Origin of the sequence: Streptosporangium album (genome assembly GCF_014203795.1) — a bacterium.
Lineage (GTDB): Bacteria > Actinomycetota > Actinomycetes > Streptosporangiales > Streptosporangiaceae > Streptosporangium > Streptosporangium album.
Genome location: NZ_JACHJU010000001.1, coordinates 4,212,827 through 4,233,108, shown reverse-complemented (window position 1 = coordinate 4,233,108; position 20,282 = coordinate 4,212,827). Strand labels below are relative to the sequence as shown.

Sequence of the window (20,282 nt, the reverse complement as noted above, 5' to 3'; positions counted from 1 at the left end):
ACGGAGGTGATGATCGTGGTTACGGCTTTCGATGTTCAGAGGTGGAGCAACGGTCCTTGCGTGGTGGTGCAGGCGTCGGGCGAGCTGGACATGGCCGTCGCCCCCCGGCTCCGCGCGGAGGTGGAGCACGCTCTGGAGACCCCCGGCCATCCGTGCCTGGTGCTGGACCTGACCGAGGTGCCGTTCTGCGACTCGGTGGGCCTGGGAATCCTGGTGGGGGCGCTCACGCGGGTCAGGGACACCCGGGGCCGCCTCATCCTGGTGCTGAACCCCGGCATGATCACCCACCTGCTGACCGTCACCAACCTCAACCGGCACTTCGAGACGTGCGGCACTCTGCGCGAGGCCCTCGACGCCGCCGCCTGAACACTCCGCGCCCGGAGGCCGGGCTCCGCTGTCAGACCGGCGGCCGGGCCGTGCCCGGGTAGAGGACGAACAGCCGGACCAGGTCGTCGAGGCGGTAGCGGACCATCCCGGCCTGCCCGGTGCCGACCACCGAGACGGAGCGGGCCTCGATCAGGGCGTCCAGACAGTCCTCGGCGGCCATGTGGTCCAAGCCGCAGACGGCGGCGACGGTGCCGACCGTGAACTCGACCGCTCCCAGCCTGGCCAGCCGGATCAGTGTCTGCCGGGCATCCTCCCTCATCCGGGCGTAGCTCTGCCGCAGACCGTCCCGCACGGTCAGGTCCGCGATGCTCAACTCGTCCAGACGGCGGCGTTCGTCGCGTAACACGGCGACCAGGCCGGAGAGCGGCCAGTGCGGGCGGGCGGCGAGCCGGGCGCCGCAGATGCGCACCGCCAGGGGCAGCCTGCCGCACAGCCGGACCAGTTCGGCCGCGGCCTCGGGCTCTTCGACCACCCGTTCGTGCCCGATGACGGCCGCCAGCAGATGGATGGCGTGATCGACGTCGAACCGGTCGAGATCCACGATTCTCGCACCGCTGAAACCCACCAGCCGGGACCGGCTGGTGATGAGGACCGAGCATGTCGGCGAGCCGGGGAGCAACGGCCGCACCTGAGCCTCCCCCGCGGCGTCGTCCAGCACGACCAGGATCCGGCGGCTGTTCATGAGGCTGCGGTACAGGGCCGTGCGCTCGGCCAGGTCCTCCGGGACCGCGGTCTGTCCGACTCCGAGCGCCCGCAGGAACCGTCCGAGCACGGAGGCCGGGGGTTCGGGAGCGGCTCCGGTGCCGCCCAGATCGGCGTAGAGCTGGCCGTCGGTGCACGTCGCCATCAGCCGGTGTGCGACGTGCACCGCCAGGGTGGACTTGCCGGCTCCGGCCGGACCGGTGACACCCGCGACCAGCGCGGCCGGCCGGGTCGGATCGTTCAGCACCCCGCCCAGGTGGTCGAGGAGTACGGCGGTCGCCTTGTCCCGCCCGGTGAAGTCGGCGATGTCGGCGGGGACCTGGTGGGGCACGACCTGGCGCCCCCATCCCATGCCGTAGGTCCGCTCGAACCCGCCGAGCGGCGGAGGGTCCTGGTCGAGCAGGGTGAGGTAGGCGCGTTGCGCGTCCGCGCTGGGCGCGACGCCCAGCTCGTCGGCGAGCCGGGATCGCAGCCGCTCGTACTCCATGAGCGCCTCCGCGGGCCGGCCGCAGGCGGCGTACAGCTCGATCAGGCGCGTGTGCAGCGGCTCGTCGAACGGCCGTGCCCGGGCCAGGGCTCGGGTCCTCGGCAACAGCAGTTCGGGGGCCTGGACCGCGATGGAGAGCACGGCCAGCCGCTGCAGGCACATGGCGTGATCATCGTCCAGCCCCTGGGCCGCGGAGTCCTCTCGCACGCCGTCGGGGGCGCCGTCCAGCACGGGACCACGCCACAGTTCGAGCGCGTTCATCAGGTCGGCCAGCCGCTGGTGGGGGTCCATGCCGGCGGTGTCGGAATCGGCGGCCAGGACGGCGCGGAACCGGGCCGCGTCGATGGACCGGCCCGGTAGCCGCAGCCGGTATCCACTGTCGACGTGCTCGATGGAGGCGACGGCGCCGGCCGCCTCACGCATCCAGGAGCGCAACCGCGAGACGGCGGTGCGCAGAGCGATCATGCTGCCGGCGCTCTGGCCCCACACCTGCTCCAGCAGCCGCCCCTCGGCGACGATCTCGCCGTTGTGCAGCAGCAGCACCGCCAGGAGCATGCGGGGGTGGCGTGCCGGCAGCGCCACGGTGATTCCGTCCCGACAGAGCCGGAGCGGCCCGAGGATCTGAAAGTCGTATGCGGGAACAGCCTTGTCGACGGTCATGCCTGTCCTCCGCCTTGGGCCTCACTGATCCGCCCCGAGGAAACACGCCCAAGCCGTATTAGCCACGTTTGCGGACATAGCAATCGTATGGCTAATGATCGGAAATGTCCGCCCTTTAACGTTCCACATGTCAGCGAGCCACAAATCATGTGGAAAGGCACAACACGCGGTAACGGCGGATCCGGATAGTGAGAAACGTGCAGGATTTCGGATAATGCAACATACGGTAGTCGGCCGATTCCTCGATGCCGTGAACGCTGCTCCCGGCCGCGTCGCGGTGTATTCGGCTGATTCCTCGGTCACCTACGCCGAGCTGGCCGCCGCCGCCGGCGGGATCAGGCACCTCGTCGTCACGGCGGGAGGTCGCCCGGGAGCACGCGTCGGCCTGTTGACCGGCCATGACGCGGGAACCATCGCGGCGATCATGGGAACCCTGCTCTCCGGCTGCGTCTACGTCCCCCTTGACCCGTCGTATCCGGCGCCGCGGCTGGCGTACATGCTCGACGACGCCGATGTGACCGTGCTGGTCACCACGCGACGGCACGAGGCGCTCGCCCGGACCCTCCTCGGGGAACGGTCCTGCGCGGTGGTCTTCGTCGAAGACGCGACTCCGATGACGCCGACGGCCGCCGGGACGATCGAGCCGGACAGCCTGGCCTACCTGCGCTACACCTCCGGATCCACCGGCGTGCCCAAGGGGGTGGCCCAGAGCCACCGCAACCTGGCGCACTGCGCCGGCAACCAGGTCGAAAGCCTGTCGATCACCTCCGGGGACCGGCTCAGCCTGCTCGCCTCTGTCAGCTTCGACGCCTCCATACCCGACATCTACCCCGCGTTGCTGACCGGTGCGGCCATCGTCCCGGTCGACGTCCGCGCCCTCGGGCCGGAGGAACTGGTGCGCCGCCTGGCCGACCTGGGAGTGACCGTCTACCACTCCACCCCGACGCTCTACCGGTACGTGCTCGACGCGCTGGGGCCGGCCGGCCGGCTGCCCTCGGTACGGGCCGTACTGCTCGGCGGCGAGCGGGTGACCGGGTCCGATGTGGCCGCCGGCCGTGGACGTTTCGCCGACGCGTGCCGTTTTGTAAACGGTTACGGTGCCACCGAGGCCACCTTCGTGGCCCACCACCACACCTCCTTCGACTCCCCGGAGGCCGGACCCCTGGTGCCGATCGGGCGTGCGCTGCCGGGCTATGAGGTGGTGCTGCTGGACTCCGGCACCGGTGAGGGTGAGATCGCCATCCGCAGCCCGTACCTGGCGCTGGGGTACTGGCGGGATCCGGAACGCACCGCCGAACGGTTCACCACCGACGACGACGGCGGGCGGCTGTATCGCACCGGAGACCTCGGGCGCGAGCTCCCCGACGGCACGCTGGTCTGCCTGGGCAGGCTGGACCGGCAGATCAAGGTGCGCGGGTTCCGCGTCGAACCGGCCGAGGTGGAGGCACACCTGGTGGGACAGCCGGGGGTGGCCAGGGCCGTGGTCACGCTCGCCGGCGACAGGCTCGTCGCCCACGTCCAGCCTTCCGCCGCCGCCGCCGTACTGGATCCGGCCGCGATGCGGCGGACCGCCGCCGAGACCTTCCCGGACCACCTGGTGCCCGCGGCGATCGTGGTGCTCGACGCGCTGCCGCTCACCCCCACCGGCAAGGTGGACATCCGGGCCCTGCCCGCGCCGGGCCCGGCCCGCGCCGGCGAACAGCCGGCCACCCCCGCCGAGGCCACGGTGCACGACGCCTGGTGCGAGGTGCTCGGCGTGGCCCAGATCGGCGTGACCGAGCCGTTCTTCGACGCCGGTGGCCACTCCCTTCTCCTGGGACGGCTCCAGCAGCGGCTGGCCGACGCGTTCGGGACACCGGTGCCGATGATGACGCTGTTCGAGCACACCACGGTGCGCGCCCAGGCCCGTGCCCTGTCCGCGCCGGCCGGCCCGTCGCCTCTCCCACCGGCCGTCGCGGCGACCTCCGGCGCCGACGCCGGCGATCTCGACGACCACATCGCGGTGGTCGGCCTGGGCTGCCGGTTCCCCGGCGCTCCCGACCCTGCCGCCTTCTGGTCCGTGCTGTCCGACGGGGTGGACGCCATCTGGGACTACCCGGACTCGGAGCTGCGCGAACTGGGCATCGGAGCGGCGTTGCTGGCCGATCCCGCGCATGTGAAGGCCGGCGGGAAACTGGACGGGGTGGCGGACTTCGACGCGGAGTTCTTCGGATTCGGCCCCGGCGAGGCCGCCCGCACCGATCCACAGCACCGGCTGTTCCTGGAGACGGCCTGGGAGGCCCTGGAGGACGCCGGGTGCGACCCGGACCGGTTCGAGGGCCAGATCGGCGTGTTCGCCTCCGCGTCGGCCAACCGGTACTTCCTCTTCCACCTGTTCGGCAACCCCGCCGCCGGAGCGCCGGACGACCCCGATGACTGGGAGGGGCGGATCCTGCCCCACCAGAACGCCGACCACCTGCCGGGTCAGGCCGCCTACCGGCTCGGACTGACCGGCCCGGCGATCGCCGTGCAGACCGCCTGTTCCAGCTCCCTGGTCGCGGTCTGCCTTGCCGCCCAGAGCCTCGCCGACTACCGCTGCGACCTCGCGCTCGCCGGCGGCGTCACCGTCACCTGGCCGCGGTACCGGCACACCCCCGGCGGGATGGTCTCACCCGACGGCCGGTGCCGCGCGTTCGACGCCGCGGCCGACGGCTCGGGATTCTCCAGCGGGAGCGGCGTGGTGGCGCTGAAGCGGCTCGCGGACGCCATGGCCGACGGCGACCACGTGTACGCGGTGATCCCCGGCTGGGCGATCGGCAACGACGGCGCCGCACGGGCCGGCTTCGCCGTACCGGGCCTGGCCGGTCAGGTGGCCGCGGTGACCGAGGCCCTTGAGGACGCGGAGATATCTCCCGACGAGATCGGCATGGTGGAGGCGCACGGCAGCGGCACCCCGCTGGGAGACGCCATCGAGGTGGAGGCTCTGACCCGGGCCTACCTGGCGGCCGGCGCGCAGAGCGGCGGCCGCTGCGCGCTCGGCGCGGTCAAGACCAACATCGGCCACACGGACGCCGCCTCCGGGGTCGCGGGCCTCATCAAGGCGGTCCTGTCGGTATGGCACGGGCAGATCCCCGGCAACCTGCACCTCGACACCCCCAACCCGCAGCTCGACCTGGACCGCGGGCCGTTCTACCTGCCCACCAAGACGACGCACTGGCCGGCCGGCCGCCGACGCGTGGCAGGGGTCAGCGCGATCGGCATCGGCGGCACCGGTGCGCACGTCCTGGTCGCCGAGGCGCCGGAGCCTCCGGAGGCGGCGACCGTCTCCGGAGGGCGGTATCTGCTCCCCCTCTCCGCACGCACCCCCGAGGCCCTCCGCGCCGCGATCGTACGGCTGCGCGCCCACCTGGCCGCCAACCCGCACCTGTCGCCGGCCGACGTGGCACACACCCTGACGGTCGGACGGCGTTCCTTCGCCCACCGGGCCGTCGTGGAGTGCGGCAGCCTCGCCGAGGCGGTCGCGGAGCTCGACCCGGACCGGCTGTTGTCCCAGGCCGACCTGCCGGAGAGGCTGCCCTCCGGCTCCGCCGCCCCAGGGCGGCGGATACCCCTGCCGACCTATCCCTTCCAGCGGCAGCGCTACTGGATCGCCCTGCCGGGAGGCACTCGATGACCACCTTGACGGCCCGTTGGTTCCGGTGCGCGCGGCCCCTGCCGCAGGCGGCGCTCCGGCTGTTCTGCCTGCCCTACGCCGGCGCGGGCGCGGGTGTGTTCCATCCGTGGCCGGCCGCCCTCGCTCCCGGTGTGGAGGTCGTGGGCGTCCAGCTGCCGGGCAGGGAGAACCGGATCGTCGAGCCGGCCGAGATCGACCTGGACGAGCTGGCCACCGCGGTGGCCGACGCCGTGACCGCCGACAGCCGTCCCTACGCGCTGTACGGGCACTCGCTGGGCGGACGGCTCGCGTTCGAGGTGATACGGCGGCTGCGCCGTACCGATGCGCCCCTGCCGGTCCGGCTGTACGTGGGCGCCGCCCGCGCGCCGCACCTGCGTGGGTCGGCCATGTTCGACGGGCTCTCCCGCCTCTCCGACGACGAGCTGGTGGCCCGGGTCGTGGCCGGGGGCGGCGTGCCCGAGGCGGTCGCCGACGAACCGGAGCTGCTGGAGCTGCTGCTGCCGACGCTGCGGGCGGACTTCACCTGGCTGGACGACTACGTGTACCAGCCGGAACCGCCGCTGCCGGTGCCGATCACGGCCTTCACCGGCACGCTCGACCGGGCCGTCTCGATGGAGCAGATGACTCCGTGGGAGCAGCACACCACCGCCGGTTTCGTCCTGCACCACGTTGACGGCGGCCACTTCTTCCTACAGGACAATCTGGCGGATCTGACCACTTTCCTGTCGACGGACCTCACGGGCGGTGAGCGGTGACGAAGGTGAACCTGGGCAACACCGGCTGGTCGGTGTGGCCGGACGCGCTCCTGCGCACCACCGGATTCCCCGCCGACGGCCTGGACGCCTTCACCGCCCCCGCCACCGCGGCCGCGGCCGACGACCTGCTGACCGGCCACGGCAACGCCGACGCGTTCGACAAAGCACTGGCCGACGCCATCACCACCGGCGCCCGCAAAATCTGCCAGATCGCCGCCGACCCCCTCTTCCGCGAGGCCGTCACCTGGCAGAACCCCGGCGTCCTCATCGCCCTGGACGGCCTGCTCGCCGGAGGACCCGACGCCCCCCGCAACGTACGCCGCCGCGACCGCGAACGCGCCGTCGTCCGCTACTGGCAGCGCTACTGCGCCAAGAACGAGACCATCGGCTTCTTCGGCCCCATCTGCTGGATCGACATCCGCTCGGGCACCGAGCGGGCACTGGACGTCCACACCGGGCCCGGCCTGCTACGCGAGCGGCGGGTCTTCTTCGAAGGCTGGGCCATGAGCGCCTACGCCGACCACCTCGCCGAAGACCCGCAGATCCGCCGCTGGTGGCCACCCGCACTACTGCCCCACCTCACCCTGGACGACCGGCAGATCCTGCGCCCCATGCAACCACCCCTGCCCCTGTCCCCACCCGAAGCCGCCCTGCTGGCCCACTGCGACGGACGCACCCCCGCCATCCAAGCGGTCGCCCACCTGCCCCGCCCCGAAGACGGCTACCTCCTCCTGGAACGACTCGTCGAACGTGACCTCATCACCTGGGACGCCGCACTGCCCATCGGCCGCGACGCCGAACAAGCCCTACGCGCCCGCATCGAAACCATCGGCGAAACCGACCTCCAGCAGCACGCCCTGACCGGACTGAACCGGCTGTGCACCGCCCGCGACACCATCACCGCCACCGCCGGCGACCCCACCGCACTCAAAGACGCCCTCGCCGCCCTCGACGCGGAGTTCACCGCGATCACCGGCGCCCCACCCCGCCGCCGCGACGGCCAGATGTACGCCGGCCGCACCCTCTGCTACGAAGACACCACCCGCGACCTCGACGTCACCGTCGGCGCCACCCTCCTCGACGACCTCGCCCCGCCCCTGGCCATCATCCTCACCACCGCCCGCTGGCTCACCCACGCGATCAGCTCGGCGTGCCGGGACGTCCTGCGGGACCTCTACACCGAACTCCGGGAGGACGCCGGAACACCGGTGCGCCTGGCGGACCTGTGGTATCTCGCCCAGGGATTGCTGTTCACCGGCAGCGACAACCCGTTCCGCACGGTGGCGGACGACTTCGCCCGGCGGTGGGCCGAGCTGACCGACGTGCCGTCCGGCTCCGAGAGCGGCACCCGCGTCCAGCTGTCCGCCGCCGACCTGGCCGAGTCCGTGGCCCGGCTCTTCCCCGCAGAGAAGCCCGGCTGGTCCAGCGCCCGGATACACAGCCCCGACCTGCAGATCTGCGCCCCCGACATCGACGCCGTCAACCGCGGCGACTACCAGGCGGTCCTCGGCGAACTGCACCCGGCGTGGCCGTCGTTCGACAGCGCGCTGTTCAGCCCGTTCCATCCCGACCCCGACAGACTCCGTGCCGACCTCGATCTCGACCTGGGACCGAGCCGGCTCCGGATCCTCTACCCGGAGGACTATCCGCGCACCACCACCCGCACCGGCCACGGGCTCGTCCGGCCCCGCGACCGGCAACTGGGCATCGACAGAGCACGGGGCGCCGATCCCGACCGGCTGCTGCCCGCCACCGCGGTCACCGTCTCCGACGAGAACGGCACCCTGACCGCCACCGCACCCGACGGACACCGGTGGCCACTGATCGAGATGTTCGCCGAGATGCTCAGCACGCAACTGCTGGACGCGTTCAAGCTCACCATGCCCGCCCCCCACATCCCCCGCGTCACCATCGACCGGCTGATCATCACCCGCGAAACCTGGCGCACCACCGTCGCCGAGACCGGACTGGCCGACATCACCAACGAACGCGAACGCTACCTCGCCACCCGCGCCTGGCGGCACCGTCTCAACCTGCCCGACCAGATCTTCGTCAAGATCGGCACCGAAGTGAAACCCTGCTACTCCGACCTCACCAGCCCCCACCACGTCGGCGTCCTATGCACCATGCTCCGCACCGCCGGACCCGACGCATCCGTCACCATCAGCGAAGCCCTCCCCACCCCCGACCAGGCCTGGGTCCCCGACCAGCACGGCAACCGCTACTTCAGCGAACTCCGCCTGCAGATCACCGACCCCACCCCCGCAGGCGGTGAGCGGTGACGAAGGTGAACCTGGGCAACACCGGCTGGTCGGTGTGGCCGGACGCGCTCCTGCGCACCACCGGATTCCCCGCCGACGGCCTGGACGCCTTCACCGCCCCCGCCACCGCGGCCGCGGCCGACGACCTGCTGACCGGCCACGGCAACGCCGACGCGTTCGACAAAGCACTGGCCGACGCCATCACCACCGGCGCCCGCAAAATCTGCCAGATCGCCGCCGACCCCCTCTTCCGCGAGGCCGTCACCTGGCAGAACCCCGGCGTCCTCATCGCCCTGGACGGCCTGCTCGCCGGAGGACCCGACGCCCCCCGCAACGTACGCCGCCGCGACCGCGAACGCGCCGTCGTCCGCTACTGGCAGCGCTACTGCGCCAAGAACGAGACCATCGGCTTCTTCGGCCCCATCTGCTGGATCGACATCCGCTCGGGCACCGAGCGGGCACTGGACGTCCACACCGGGCCCGGCCTGCTACGCGAGCGGCGGGTCTTCTTCGAAGGCTGGGCCATGAGCGCCTACGCCGACCACCTCGCCGAAGACCCGCAGATCCGCCGCTGGTGGCCACCCGCACTACTGCCCCACCTCACCCTGGACGACCGGCAGATCCTGCGCCCCATGCAACCACCCCTGCCCCTGTCCCCACCCGAAGCCGCCCTGCTGGCCCACTGCGACGGACGCACCCCCGCCATCCAAGCGGTCGCCCACCTGCCCCGCCCCGAAGACGGCTACCTCCTCCTGGAACGACTCGTCGAACGTGACCTCATCACCTGGGACGCCGCACTGCCCATCGGCCGCGACGCCGAACAAGCCCTACGCGCCCGCATCGAAACCATCGGCGAAACCGACCTCCAGCAGCACGCCCTGACCGGACTGAACCGGCTGTGCACCGCCCGCGACACCATCACCGCCACCGCCGGCGACCCCACCGCACTCAAAGACGCCCTCGCCGCCCTCGACGCGGAGTTCACCGCGATCACCGGCGCCCCACCCCGCCGCCGCGACGGCCAGATGTACGCCGGCCGCACCCTCTGCTACGAAGACACCACCCGCGACCTCGACGTCACCGTCGGCGCCACCCTCCTCGACGACCTCGCCCCACCCCTGGCCATCATCCTCACCACCGCCCGCTGGCTGACGGCGACGCTGGCCGACGCCTACGGAGCGGCGTTGCGGGAGCTGTACGACGATCTGCGGGAGGACACCGACGCCCCGGTGCGCCTGGCCGACCTGATGTCCCTGGCCCAGGGCCTGTTGTGGGGCACCGGGCGGCGCCCCGCGGACGCCGTGGCCGAGGAGTTCACCCGGCGCTGGGGGAGCCTGTTCGGCCTGGCGGAGGACGGCACCCGCGTCCAGCTGTCCGCCGCCGACCTGGCCGAGTCCGTGGCCCGGCTCTTCCCCGCAGAGAAGCCCGGTTGGTCCAGCGCCCGGATACACAGCCCCGACCTGCAGATCTGCGCCCCCGACATCGACGCCGTCAACCGCGGCGACTACCAGGTCGTCCTCGGCGAACTGCACGCGGCGTGGCCGACGTTCGACTGCGATCTCTTCACCGCCTGGCACCCCGAAGCCGACCGGCTCCGCGACGAGCTGACCGCCGACCTCGGAGAGCACCGGGTCCGGCTGCTCCATCCCGACACCTGGCCCCGGCACACCGGGCGGGTCGCCCCGTCGCTGACCGGCACCACCGACCGGTTGCTGGGGTTCGCCGCGGCACCGGGCGCCGAGCCCGACCGGCTGCTGCCCGCCACCGCGGTCACCGTCTCCGACGAGAACGGCACCCTGACCGCCACCGCACCCGACGGACACCGGTGGCCACTGATCGAGATGTTCGCCGGAATGCTCAACGGACTCGCCGTGGACGCGTTCAAGCTCACCACGCCCGCCCCCCACATCCCCCGCGTCACCATCGACCGGCTGATCATCACCCGCGAAACCTGGCGCACCACCGTCGCCGAGACCGGACTGGCCGACATCACCAACGAACGCGAACGCTACCTCGCCACCCGCGCCTGGCGGCACCGTCTCAACCTGCCCGACCAGATCTTCGTCAAGATCGGCACCGAAGTGAAACCCTGCTACTCCGACCTCACCAGCCCCCACCACGTCGGCGTCCTATGCACCATGCTCCGCACCGCCGGACCCGACGCATCCGTCACCATCAGCGAAGCCCTCCCCACCCCCGACCAGGCCTGGGTCCCCGACCAGCACGGCAACCGCTACTTCAGCGAACTCCGCCTGCAGATCACCGACCCCACCCCCGCAGGCGGTGAGCGGTGAACGCCCGCCTGCCCCACCCGGCGCCCTCCCCCGTGGAAAGCGTCGCCGACCTCATCGTGGCGCGGGCCCGGGCCGTGCCGGACGCCGTCGCGGTCGCGCAGTGGGACGAGGAGATCACCTATCGCGAGCTGGTCGCCCGCGCCACGGCGCTCTCCGCCCAGCTCGGCGCGCTCGGCGTCGGCCCGGAGAGCCGGGTCGGGATCTGCCTGGAGCGGCGGCCCGCGATGGTGGTCGCGCTCCTCGGCGTCCTGCTGGCCGGCGGCGGCTACGTGCCGCTGGATCCGGCCGGCCCGCGGCTGCGGCTGCGGGACATAGCCGCCGACGCCGGTCTGGACGTCGTGGTGTGCGACCGGGCGGGAGCGGAGGCCGTCGGTGAGACGGGCCCGCGGCGCGTCGCCGTACCCGGGCCGGCCGGACCGGTCGACCTGGCCGCCGTGCCCGCCTGCCCCGCCGCGCCGGACAACGTCGCCTACGCGATCTACACCTCCGGTTCCACCGGCCGTCCCAAGGGCGTGCTCGTCACCCACCGCAACCTGATCGACTACGTCGTCACCTGGGCCGCGTACACCGAGGCCGGGCAGAGCACCCGCGCGCTGTCGTTCGCCTCCCTCGGATTCGACGCCTCCGTCCTCGACCTGTTCGTGCCGCTGTCCGTGGGCGGGTCGGTGCAGCTGGCCGGTGAGGACGACCGCACCGATCCCGCGCGGCTGGAGCGGTTCATCGCCGGGCACCGGGTCGACTGGGGGGTGATCACCCCGGCCGTGCTGTCCCTGCTCGACCCGGCCGCGCTGCCCGGCTGGCGGACGGTGATGTGCGGCGGCGACGCGGTGCCGGCCGAGCTGGTCAACCGGTGGGCGACGGCGGGCCGCCGGTTCGTCAACACCTACGGACCCACCGAGACCACGGTGTCGCCCGTCGCCGGCGAGCTGACCGCGCCGCAGACCACGCCGGTCACGATCGGCCTCCCGACGCGCGGCCACCGCTGCTACGTCGTCGACGACCGGCTCCGCCTGGTCGAGCGCGGGGCCGAGGGCGAGCTGCTGATCGGTGGCCCCGGCGTCACCCGGGGCTACCTGGGCAGGCCCGCGCTGACGGCCGAGGCGTTCGTGCCCGACCCGTTCTCCGGCGAGGCGGGCGCGCGGCTCTACCGGACCGGGGACATGGTGCGCCACGCCGACGACGGGCAGCTCGTCTACCTGGGCCGCCGCGACGGACAGGTCAAGATCCGCGGCCAGCGGATCGAGCTCGGCGAGGTCGCGGCCGTGCTGCAGGAGCACCCGGCGGTCGCGCAGGCGGCCGTGGAGGCGGTGCCGGGGCCCGGCGGCGGCCTGGAGCTGGTCGCGTTCCTCACACCGGAGGACGCCCCGGCCGACACCGGCTACGCCGCCTCGCGGCTGACCGCCGCGATGCTGCCCGGGCGGGTGCTGCGCCTGCCCCGACTGCCGCTCAACGTCTCCGGCAAGGTGGACAGGGCCAGGCTGCGGGAGCTGGCCGCCGAGGACCGCCCGGCCGGCGGCTCACCCGAGGGGGAGACCGCCACCGAACGCGCGCTCGCGGCGGTGTGGCGGCGCCTGGGCGTCGGCGCCGACTTCTTCTCCGGCGGCGGTGACTCGATCACCGCGATGCGGCTGGTCGCCGCCGTCCGCGACGAGCTGGGCCTGGACGTGACGGTGGACGACGTGTTCGCCGGCCGTACCCTGCCGGAGATCGCCGGGCGGTTCGACAAGGCCGCCCGGCTGCTTGGTCCGGAGCTCACCCTCGGCCACCCGCCGACCCTGGCGCCGCCGCAGCGCCGCCTGTGGTTCCTGGACCAGCTGGCACCCGAGGCCGCGCCGTACAACATCGCCCTGGCCGAGACGTTGCGCGGTCCCCTGGAGGTGCCGGCGCTGCGGGCGGCGCTGCGGGCCGTCGCCGAGCGGCACGCCGTGCTGCGCTGGCGGATCCGGCAGACGGCCGGCGTGCCGTACGCCGTCTGCGAGCCGCCGGGCGAGGTGGAGCTGACGGTGGTCGACCTGCGCGGGTACGGCCGGGCACAGCGGGACGCTCAGCTGCGCACCCGGCTGGCGGCCGGCGCGTCCGCGCCGTTCGACCTGGCGGGCGGTCCCCCCTGGCGGGCCTGGCTGTACGTGCTGGGCCCCGACGAGCACGTGCTGGCGCTGACCCTGCACCACGCGGTGTTCGACGGCTGGTCCCAGGACGCGCTCTACACCGATCTCTCCGCCTGCTACGCGGCCGCCGCCGCCGGCCGAGCGCCGGACCTGGTGCCGCTGCGCGCCTCGTACGCCGACTACGCGGTCTGGCGGGCCGGGCGGGACGAGCGCGACGGAGACGCGGACCTGGCCTGGTGGGCCGAGCACCTGCACGGAGCGCCCACCGCGCTGGACCTGCCCCGCGACCGGCCCCGCCCGGCCGTGCAGACCTACCGGGGAGCCGAGGCGCGCGTGGCCCTGCCGCCCGGCGCCGACGCCGCGGTCCGCGCGCTCGCCGCCGACCTCGGGGCGACCCCGGCGGGGGTGCTGCTCGCCGGGCTCGGACGGCTGCTCCACCGGCTCACCGGCACCGCCGACCACGTCATCGGCGCGGTCGTCGCCGACCGGCGGGTGGCCGCCTTCGACGACCTGGTCGGGTTCTTCATCGACATGGTCCCGCTGCGGCTGCGGTCGGACGACGGCGCCGACTTCGCCGCCCACGTACGGCGGTGCACCCGCGAGCTGCTGGACGTCGCCGCGCACCCGGCCGCGCCGCTGGAGCGCGTGGTCGAGAAGCTGGGCATCCGCAGGGACCCGTCCCGTGCCCCGCTGGTGCAGATCATGTTCAACGTGCTGAACCTCACGCAGCCCCGGCTGGAGCTGCCCGGGTTGAGCAGCGAGACGATCGAGGTCGACAAGCCGGGATCGCCGTTCGACATGACCGTGTACGTGACGGAGCGGGCCGGCCGGTTCTGTGTCGAGGTCGTCTACAACCCCGACCTGTTCGACGCGGCCAGGGTCGAGGCGATGCTCGCCGACTACGTGAACGTGGTCGGCGCGCTGGCCGCCGATCCGGCCGCCCCGATGGGCGAGGTCGCCCTGCCCGGACAGGTCACGCCGGACGCCGCGCCCGGCGCCATGCGGGTCGCCGAGCCGCATGCGCCGCCCCCGAACCCCGGGAGCGGGTCGAGCGCCACCGAGCAGCTGATCGCCGCGATCTGGCGTGAGGTTCTGGAACGGGACACCGTCGGCCCCGACGACAACTTCTTCGACATCGGCGGTCACTCACTGGCGCTCGCCGCCGTGCACGCCCGCCTGTGCGTCCGGCTCGACCGTGAGCTGCGGATGGTGGACCTGTTCCGCTACCCGAACATCCGTGCCCTCGCCGTCCACCTGGACACCCAGGCGGGCGGCCCTTCCGACGACCCCCAGAGCGGCGACTCAGAACTCGCCCGCGCCGTCTCACGAGGCGAGGCGCGGCGCAACCGTACCCGACGCCCACGACGCGTCAACAGCACCACCGGACAGGAGAACGACCATGACCAGTGACGTCGCCGACGAGGGCGTCGAACCGATCGCCATCGTGGGGATGGCCGCCCGGGTGCCGGGCGCGGCCGACATCGACGGGTTCTGGCGCAACCTGGTCGACGGTGTGGAGTCGATCACCACCTTCACCCGCGAGGAACAGCTGGCCAGGGGCGCGTCCGAGGAGGACGTCGACGACCCGAGCTGGGTGTCGAAGGCACCGTACGTGGAGGGGTACGACCAGTTCGACGCCGGGCTGTTCGGCCTGACCGCGCGCGAGGCGGAGATCCTCAACCCGCAGCACCGGCTGTTCCTGGAGACGTGCTACACCGCGCTGAACGACGCCGGGACCGACCCGGGACGCTACGACGGCGCCATCGGCGTGTACGCCGGCACCGGAGGCAACCAGTACCTGTGGGAGAACCTGGCCCGCAACAAGCGGGTCTGGGAGACCCGCCACGGCATCGGCCTGGCCACCGCCAACTCGCCGAACTACGTGGCCACCACCGTGTCGTACCGGCTGAACCTGCGCGGGCCCAGCCTGACCGTCCACACCGCCTGCTCCACGTCGCTGGTCGCGCTCCACCTGGCGTGCGAGGCGCTGCGCGGCGGCGAGTGCGACATGGCCCTGGCAGGCGGCGTGAACCTCGAACACCCGCCGGCGACCGGATACATCGGGGTGGAGGGGTTCACCTCCCCCGAGGGTCACTGCCGTCCGTTCGACGCCGACGCGAACGGCACCGTCTGGGGCAGCGGCGTCGGCGTCGCCGTGCTCAAGCGGCTTGAGGACGCCATCGCCGACGGCGACCACATCCACGCGGTGGTGCGGGGCAACGCGATCAACAACGACGGCGCCGGCAAGGTCGGATTCTCCGCGCCCAGCGTCGACGGGCAGGCCGCCGCGGTGGCGCAGGCGGTCGGGGCCGCCGGGATCGACCCGCGCAGCATCGGCTACGTCGAGGCGCACGGCACCGGCACCGCGATGGGCGACCCGATCGAGGTCGCCGCCCTGTCCGCGGTGTACACGCAGTCCACGCGGGACCGCGGCTGGTGCGGCATCGGCTCGGTGAAGTCCAACATCGGCCACCTCAGCCAGGCCGCGGGCATCATCAGCGTGATCAAGGCGGTGCTGGCGCTGGAGCACGGGCTGATCCCGCCGACGATCAACTACGAGCGCCCCAACCCGGCCATCGACTTCGCCGACACCCCGTTCTACGTGGCGTCCACGCTCAGCAAGTGGGAGACGGACGGCGGTCCCCGGCGCGCCGGAGTCAGCTCCTTCGGCATCGGCGGCACCAACGCGCACATGATCCTGGAGGAGGCGCCGCGCGTCGAGGCGGACCCGATCCCCCCGCGGCCCGCGCACCTGCTGCAGGTCTCCGCCAAGACCGCCACCGCGCTGGACACGGCGGTGGAGCGGCTGGCCGGGCACCTGACGGCCAACGAGGACCTCGACCTCGCCGACGTGGCCCACACGCTGCGGGTGGGCCGGATGGAGTACCCGCACCGGGCCACGGTGACGGCCACCGACCGCGCCGACGCGGTCACCGCGCTGCGGGACCGCAAGCGCCGCCGCAAGGGGGAGGCCGGCACCACCCCGCCGGCGGTGGCCTTCCTGTTCTCCGGGCAGGGCGCGCAGCACGCCGGCATGGGCGCGGAGCTGTACCGGACGGAGCCGGTGTTCGCCGCCGCCGTCGACGAGTGCGCGGGCCTGCTCACCGAGCACCTCGGCCTCGACCTGCGCGACCTGGTGTTCGGCGCCGCGCCCGACGCCGACGAGACGCTCCGGCAGACGCGCTACACCCAGCCGGCGCTGTTCACCGTGGAGTACGCGCTGGCCCGGCTCTGGCAGAGCTGGGGGGTACGGCCGGCCGCGATGATCGGCCACTCCATCGGCGAGTACGTCGCCGCGACCGTCGCCGGGGTCTTCACCCTGGCCGACGCGGTGCGGCTGGTCGCCGCCCGGGGCGCGTTGATGCAGTCGATGCCGCCGGGCGCGATGCTCGCCGTCCAGCGGGACGAGTCGGCGCTGGCCGGCCGGCTGCCGGACGGGGTGTCGGTGGCGACCGTCAACGGTCCCGGCACCTGCGTGGTGGCCGGCCCCGCGGACGCGGTCGAGGCGTTCGCCGAGACGCTGAAGGCCGAGGAGGTGGGCTGCAAGGCCCTGCGCACCTCGCACGCGTTCCACTCGCCGATGATGGAGCCGATCCTCGCGGAGTTCACCGCGCTGGTCGCCTCGGTGCCCCGGCAGGCGCCGAGCCTGCCGTTCTGGTCCAACGTCACCGGTGAGCCCATCACCGCCGAGCAGGCGACGGACCCGGCCTACTGGGCGGGCCACCTGCGGCAGCCGGTCAGATTCGGCGCCTGCGTCGCCGGGCTGTTCGCCACGCACGGCGACACGCCGCCGCTGCTGGTGGAGTGCGGACCCGGACGGCAGCTGGCCGGGCTGGCCAGGATGCAGCTCCCCAAGGGGGCGCCCGCGCCGCTGCCCAGCCTGCCCGGTTCCGGGGAGCGCGCCGGGGACGCCGCCACCGTCTACGACGCGGCGGGCACGCTGTGGGCCGCCGGGGTGCCGCTGGGTGCGGGCTTCGGTCCGTCGGGCCGCCGGGTGCCGCTGCCGGCGTACCCGTTCGAGCGCCGGCGCTACTGGATCGACGCCGACCCGGCCGACCAGGCCGTGGCCCCGCCCCGCCGCCGGGGTCCGCTGCCGCTGGCCGACTGGTTCGCGGTGCCCACCTGGCGCCAGGCCGCTCCGGACCTCCGCCGGGCCGACCTCGGCGACTGCGTGGTGCTGGCCGACGGGCCTCGCGGGCAGGAGCTCGTCGCCGAGCTGCGCGCCAGGGGGGTCACCGTACGGGTCGCCGGTCCCGGCGACCACGGGGCGATGCTCGCGGGCGGAGTCCCCGCCCGGATCGTGCACGCCCTGACGCTGGACGGCCCGCCCGCGGACGGCGGGATCGCCGCCACCTGGGACGCGCAGGAGCGCGGCTTCTTCAGCCTGCTGGACCTGGTCCAGGCGCTGGCCGGTGCGGGGGTGGCCGACGGCGTCCACCTGGACGTGGTTTCGTCGGGCACCTCGGACGCCCAGGGCGTCCTGTCCCGTCCCGAGCACGCCACCCTCGCCGGCATCGCCCGGGTGGTCCCGCTGGAGCTGCCCGGGCTGACCGTCCGTCACATCGACGCCGACCCGGAGGCGGGCACCGCTCAGACGGCCGACCTGGTCTCCGAGCTGCTGCGGCCCGCCGACGAGGCGGAGGTGGCGCTGCGCGCCGGCCGCCGCTGGGTCAGCGACTACACCCAGGTGCCCGTGAGCGAGGAGGCCGCCGGGACCACGGTGGTCCGCGACGGGGGCCGCTATCTGATCACCGGTGGCGTCGGCGGCATCGGCATCACCCTCGCCGAGGACTTCGCGCGGCGGGCCCGTGCCCGCCTGGCGCTGCTCAGCCGCGCCGGCCTGCCGCCGCGCGCGGAGTGGGACGCCCACCTGGCGGTGCACGGCGGCCAGGACCGGACGGGCCGGGCCATCCTGGCGATCCGGCGGATGGAACAGGCCGGCGCCCAGGTGCTGGTGCTGGCCGCGGACGTCACCGACCCGGCCGAGCTGAGCGCGGCACGGGAGCGGATCGAGGCCGAGTTCGGCGGGCTGGACGGCATCGTGCACGCCGCAGGCCTGCCCGGCGGAGGCATGGCCGAGGTGAAGGACCGCTCCGCGGCGACCGCCGTACTGGCCCCCAAGATCGCGGGGACCCTCGCCCTGGCGGAGGCCTTCGGCGACCTGCCGCTCGACTGGGTGGCGCTCTGCTCCTCGGTGACCTCGGTGGTCGGCGGCTTCGGGCAGGTCGACTACTGCGCGGCCAACAGCTTCCTCGACGCCTACGCCCGCAGTGCCCACGGCTGGCGCGCACCGGTCGTCTCGCAGAACTGGGGCGGCTGGACCGAGGTCGGCATGGCCGTCGAGGTGTCCGCGCCCGGCGGTTTCCGCGCCGCCCGCGGCGGGGTGGCCCAGGCGGTGGACCACCCGGTCCTCTCCACCCGGGTCACCGGGCAGGACGGCGAGGCCGAGTGCCACGGGCTGGTGTCCGCCGGCACGCACTGGCTGCTCGACGAACACCGCATCGGCGAGGTGCCCGTGGTGCCCGGCACCGGTCACCTGGAGTCGGCCCGCGCCGCCGTGGCCGCCTGCCTGCCCGCTCCGGACGCCGACCACGTCGTGGAGCTGCGGGACGTGGCCTTCCTGGAGCCGTTCTCCGTTCCCGACGGGAGCACCGCCCAGTATCGGGTGGAGCTGACCGGCTCGGCGGACGGCGTCGAGTTCCAGGTGGTGAGCCGTACGGCGGGCCGCTCCGCCACGCACGTGCGCGGCTCGGCCGGGTGGGTGCGCCCCGGACCGGCCGCCGAGGCGGACGCCCCGGCGATCGTGGCCCGTTGCCGGCCGCGCACCGCCGGGCACGAGGCCGGCCGTACCAGCATGCTCGCCTTCGGCCCCCGCTGGGACGCGCTGGGCGAGCACCACGTGGGCCAGGACGAGGAGCTCGCCCGGATCGTCGCGCCCGAGGCCGCCCTGGCCGACCTGGAGCGCTGGGTGCTGAACCCGGCGCTGCTCGACGTGGCCACCGCGTTCGGCGAGGGACGGGGCGAGGGCAGCTACCTGCCGCTCTCCTACGGCCGGGTGCTGGTGCGCGGCCCGCTGCCCGCGCGGTTCTGGAGCCACCTGCGCTACGCCGACGGCGGTGACGACGTGGTCTCGGCGGACCTGACGCTGTTCGACGAGGACGGCCGGGCGCTGGTGGAGATCGGCGACTTCGTCCTGCGCCGGGTGGACCGCGACGCCGTCACCGGCGGCCTGACCGCCCCCGGCGGCACGGCTGACCCCGCGCCCGCCGCACCGGCCACGGACGGCATCGCCCCCGTGGACGGCGCGGAGGCGTTCCGCCGGGTGCTGGCCGCGCGCCTCGGCCCCCAGGTCGTGATCAACCCGCTGCCGGTGGCCGAACTCGTCGAACGGGTCCGGGCCCGGACCACCGGCATCCACGCCGGGGACGGCGAGGCCGGCGAGACCGGCGAGGACACGGCGGCCGGCGACGACCACGCCGTGCCCCGCACCGAGCTGGAGGCGGCCATCGCACGCGTGTGGAGCGACGGCCTGGGAGTGTCCCGGGTCGGCATCGACGACGACTTCTTCGAGCTCGGCGGCAACTCCCTGATCGCGGTGCAGCTCATCGCCTCCCTGCGCAAGGCCGTCGGCGTGAAGCTGCCGATGCGCAGCCTGTTCGAGTCGCCGACGGTGGCCGAGCTCGCGGCCGTCGTCGAACGGCTCCGGGCCGCCGGCGGCGAGGCCGAGCAGTCCCGCCCGGCCACCACCATCCCCAAGCTGGACCGCAAATGAACGAGGCAGGAACCGTGACCGACTCCCCCTACCTTGTCGTCCGCAACGACGAGGAGCAGTACTCGATCTGGCCCGCGGGGCAGTCCCTCCCCGCCGGATGGCATGACACGGGCTTCAGCGGAGCACGGCAGGAATGCCTGGACCACATCGAGACGGTATGGACTGACATGCGTCCGCTCAGCCTGCGCCAGGGGGGATGACGAG

General features: G+C 73.5%; 9 protein-coding genes. 8 read left to right on the top strand and 1 reads right to left on the bottom strand.

Annotated elements, in window-relative coordinates; genetic code table 11:
• Positions 1-60: 60 nt before the first annotated feature.
• Positions 61-366, top strand: coding sequence for an STAS domain-containing protein (locus FHR32_RS20405; protein ID WP_312882507.1), 306 nt, complete (start codon positions 61-63; stop codon positions 364-366).
• A gap of 31 nt (positions 367-397) precedes the next feature.
• Here the strand turns inward: FHR32_RS20405 and FHR32_RS20400 are convergent, their stop codons facing one another.
• Positions 398-2,236, bottom strand: a complete 1,839-nt coding sequence (locus tag FHR32_RS20400) for an AfsR/SARP family transcriptional regulator (protein WP_184755753.1) — start codon at positions 2,234-2,236, stop codon at positions 398-400.
• Positions 2,237-2,486: 250 nt separating this feature from the next.
• Between FHR32_RS20400 and FHR32_RS20395 the strand changes: the two genes are divergently transcribed.
• Genes FHR32_RS20395 through FHR32_RS20365 form a run of 7 tightly spaced genes read left to right on the top strand, consistent with a single transcriptional unit; the run spans position 2,487 to position 20,278 of the window.
• Positions 2,487-5,888: an amino acid adenylation domain-containing protein gene (locus FHR32_RS20395; protein WP_312882506.1), complete on the top strand. Its 3,402-nt coding sequence runs from the start codon at positions 2,487-2,489 to the stop codon at positions 5,886-5,888.
• Positions 5,885-6,643: a thioesterase II family protein gene (locus FHR32_RS20390; protein WP_184755751.1), complete on the top strand. Its 759-nt coding sequence runs from the start codon at positions 5,885-5,887 to the stop codon at positions 6,641-6,643. Before FHR32_RS20395 ends, FHR32_RS20390 begins: the two co-directional genes overlap by 4 nt.
• A complete protein-coding gene (locus FHR32_RS20385) occupies positions 6,640-8,925 on the top strand; it encodes a lantibiotic dehydratase (RefSeq protein WP_184755750.1) in 2,286 nt (761 codons plus the stop codon). Before FHR32_RS20390 ends, FHR32_RS20385 begins: the two co-directional genes overlap by 4 nt.
• On the top strand, positions 8,922-11,198 hold the full coding sequence (locus FHR32_RS20380; RefSeq protein ID WP_184755749.1) for a lantibiotic dehydratase: 2,277 nt from the start codon (positions 8,922-8,924) through the stop codon (positions 11,196-11,198). Before FHR32_RS20385 ends, FHR32_RS20380 begins: the two co-directional genes overlap by 4 nt.
• Positions 11,195-14,716, top strand: a complete 3,522-nt coding sequence (locus tag FHR32_RS20375) for a non-ribosomal peptide synthetase (RefSeq protein ID WP_184755748.1) — start codon at positions 11,195-11,197, stop codon at positions 14,714-14,716. Before FHR32_RS20380 ends, FHR32_RS20375 begins: the two co-directional genes overlap by 4 nt.
• Entirely contained in the window at positions 14,706-20,078 is a 5,373-nt protein-coding gene (locus tag FHR32_RS20370) for a type I polyketide synthase (RefSeq protein WP_184755747.1), read from the top strand. Before FHR32_RS20375 ends, FHR32_RS20370 begins: the two co-directional genes overlap by 11 nt.
• Complete coding sequence (locus FHR32_RS20365) at positions 20,075-20,278, top strand: MbtH family protein (RefSeq protein WP_184755746.1); 204 nt, start codon at positions 20,075-20,077, stop codon at positions 20,276-20,278. Before FHR32_RS20370 ends, FHR32_RS20365 begins: the two co-directional genes overlap by 4 nt.
• Positions 20,279-20,282 lie beyond the last annotated feature (4 nt).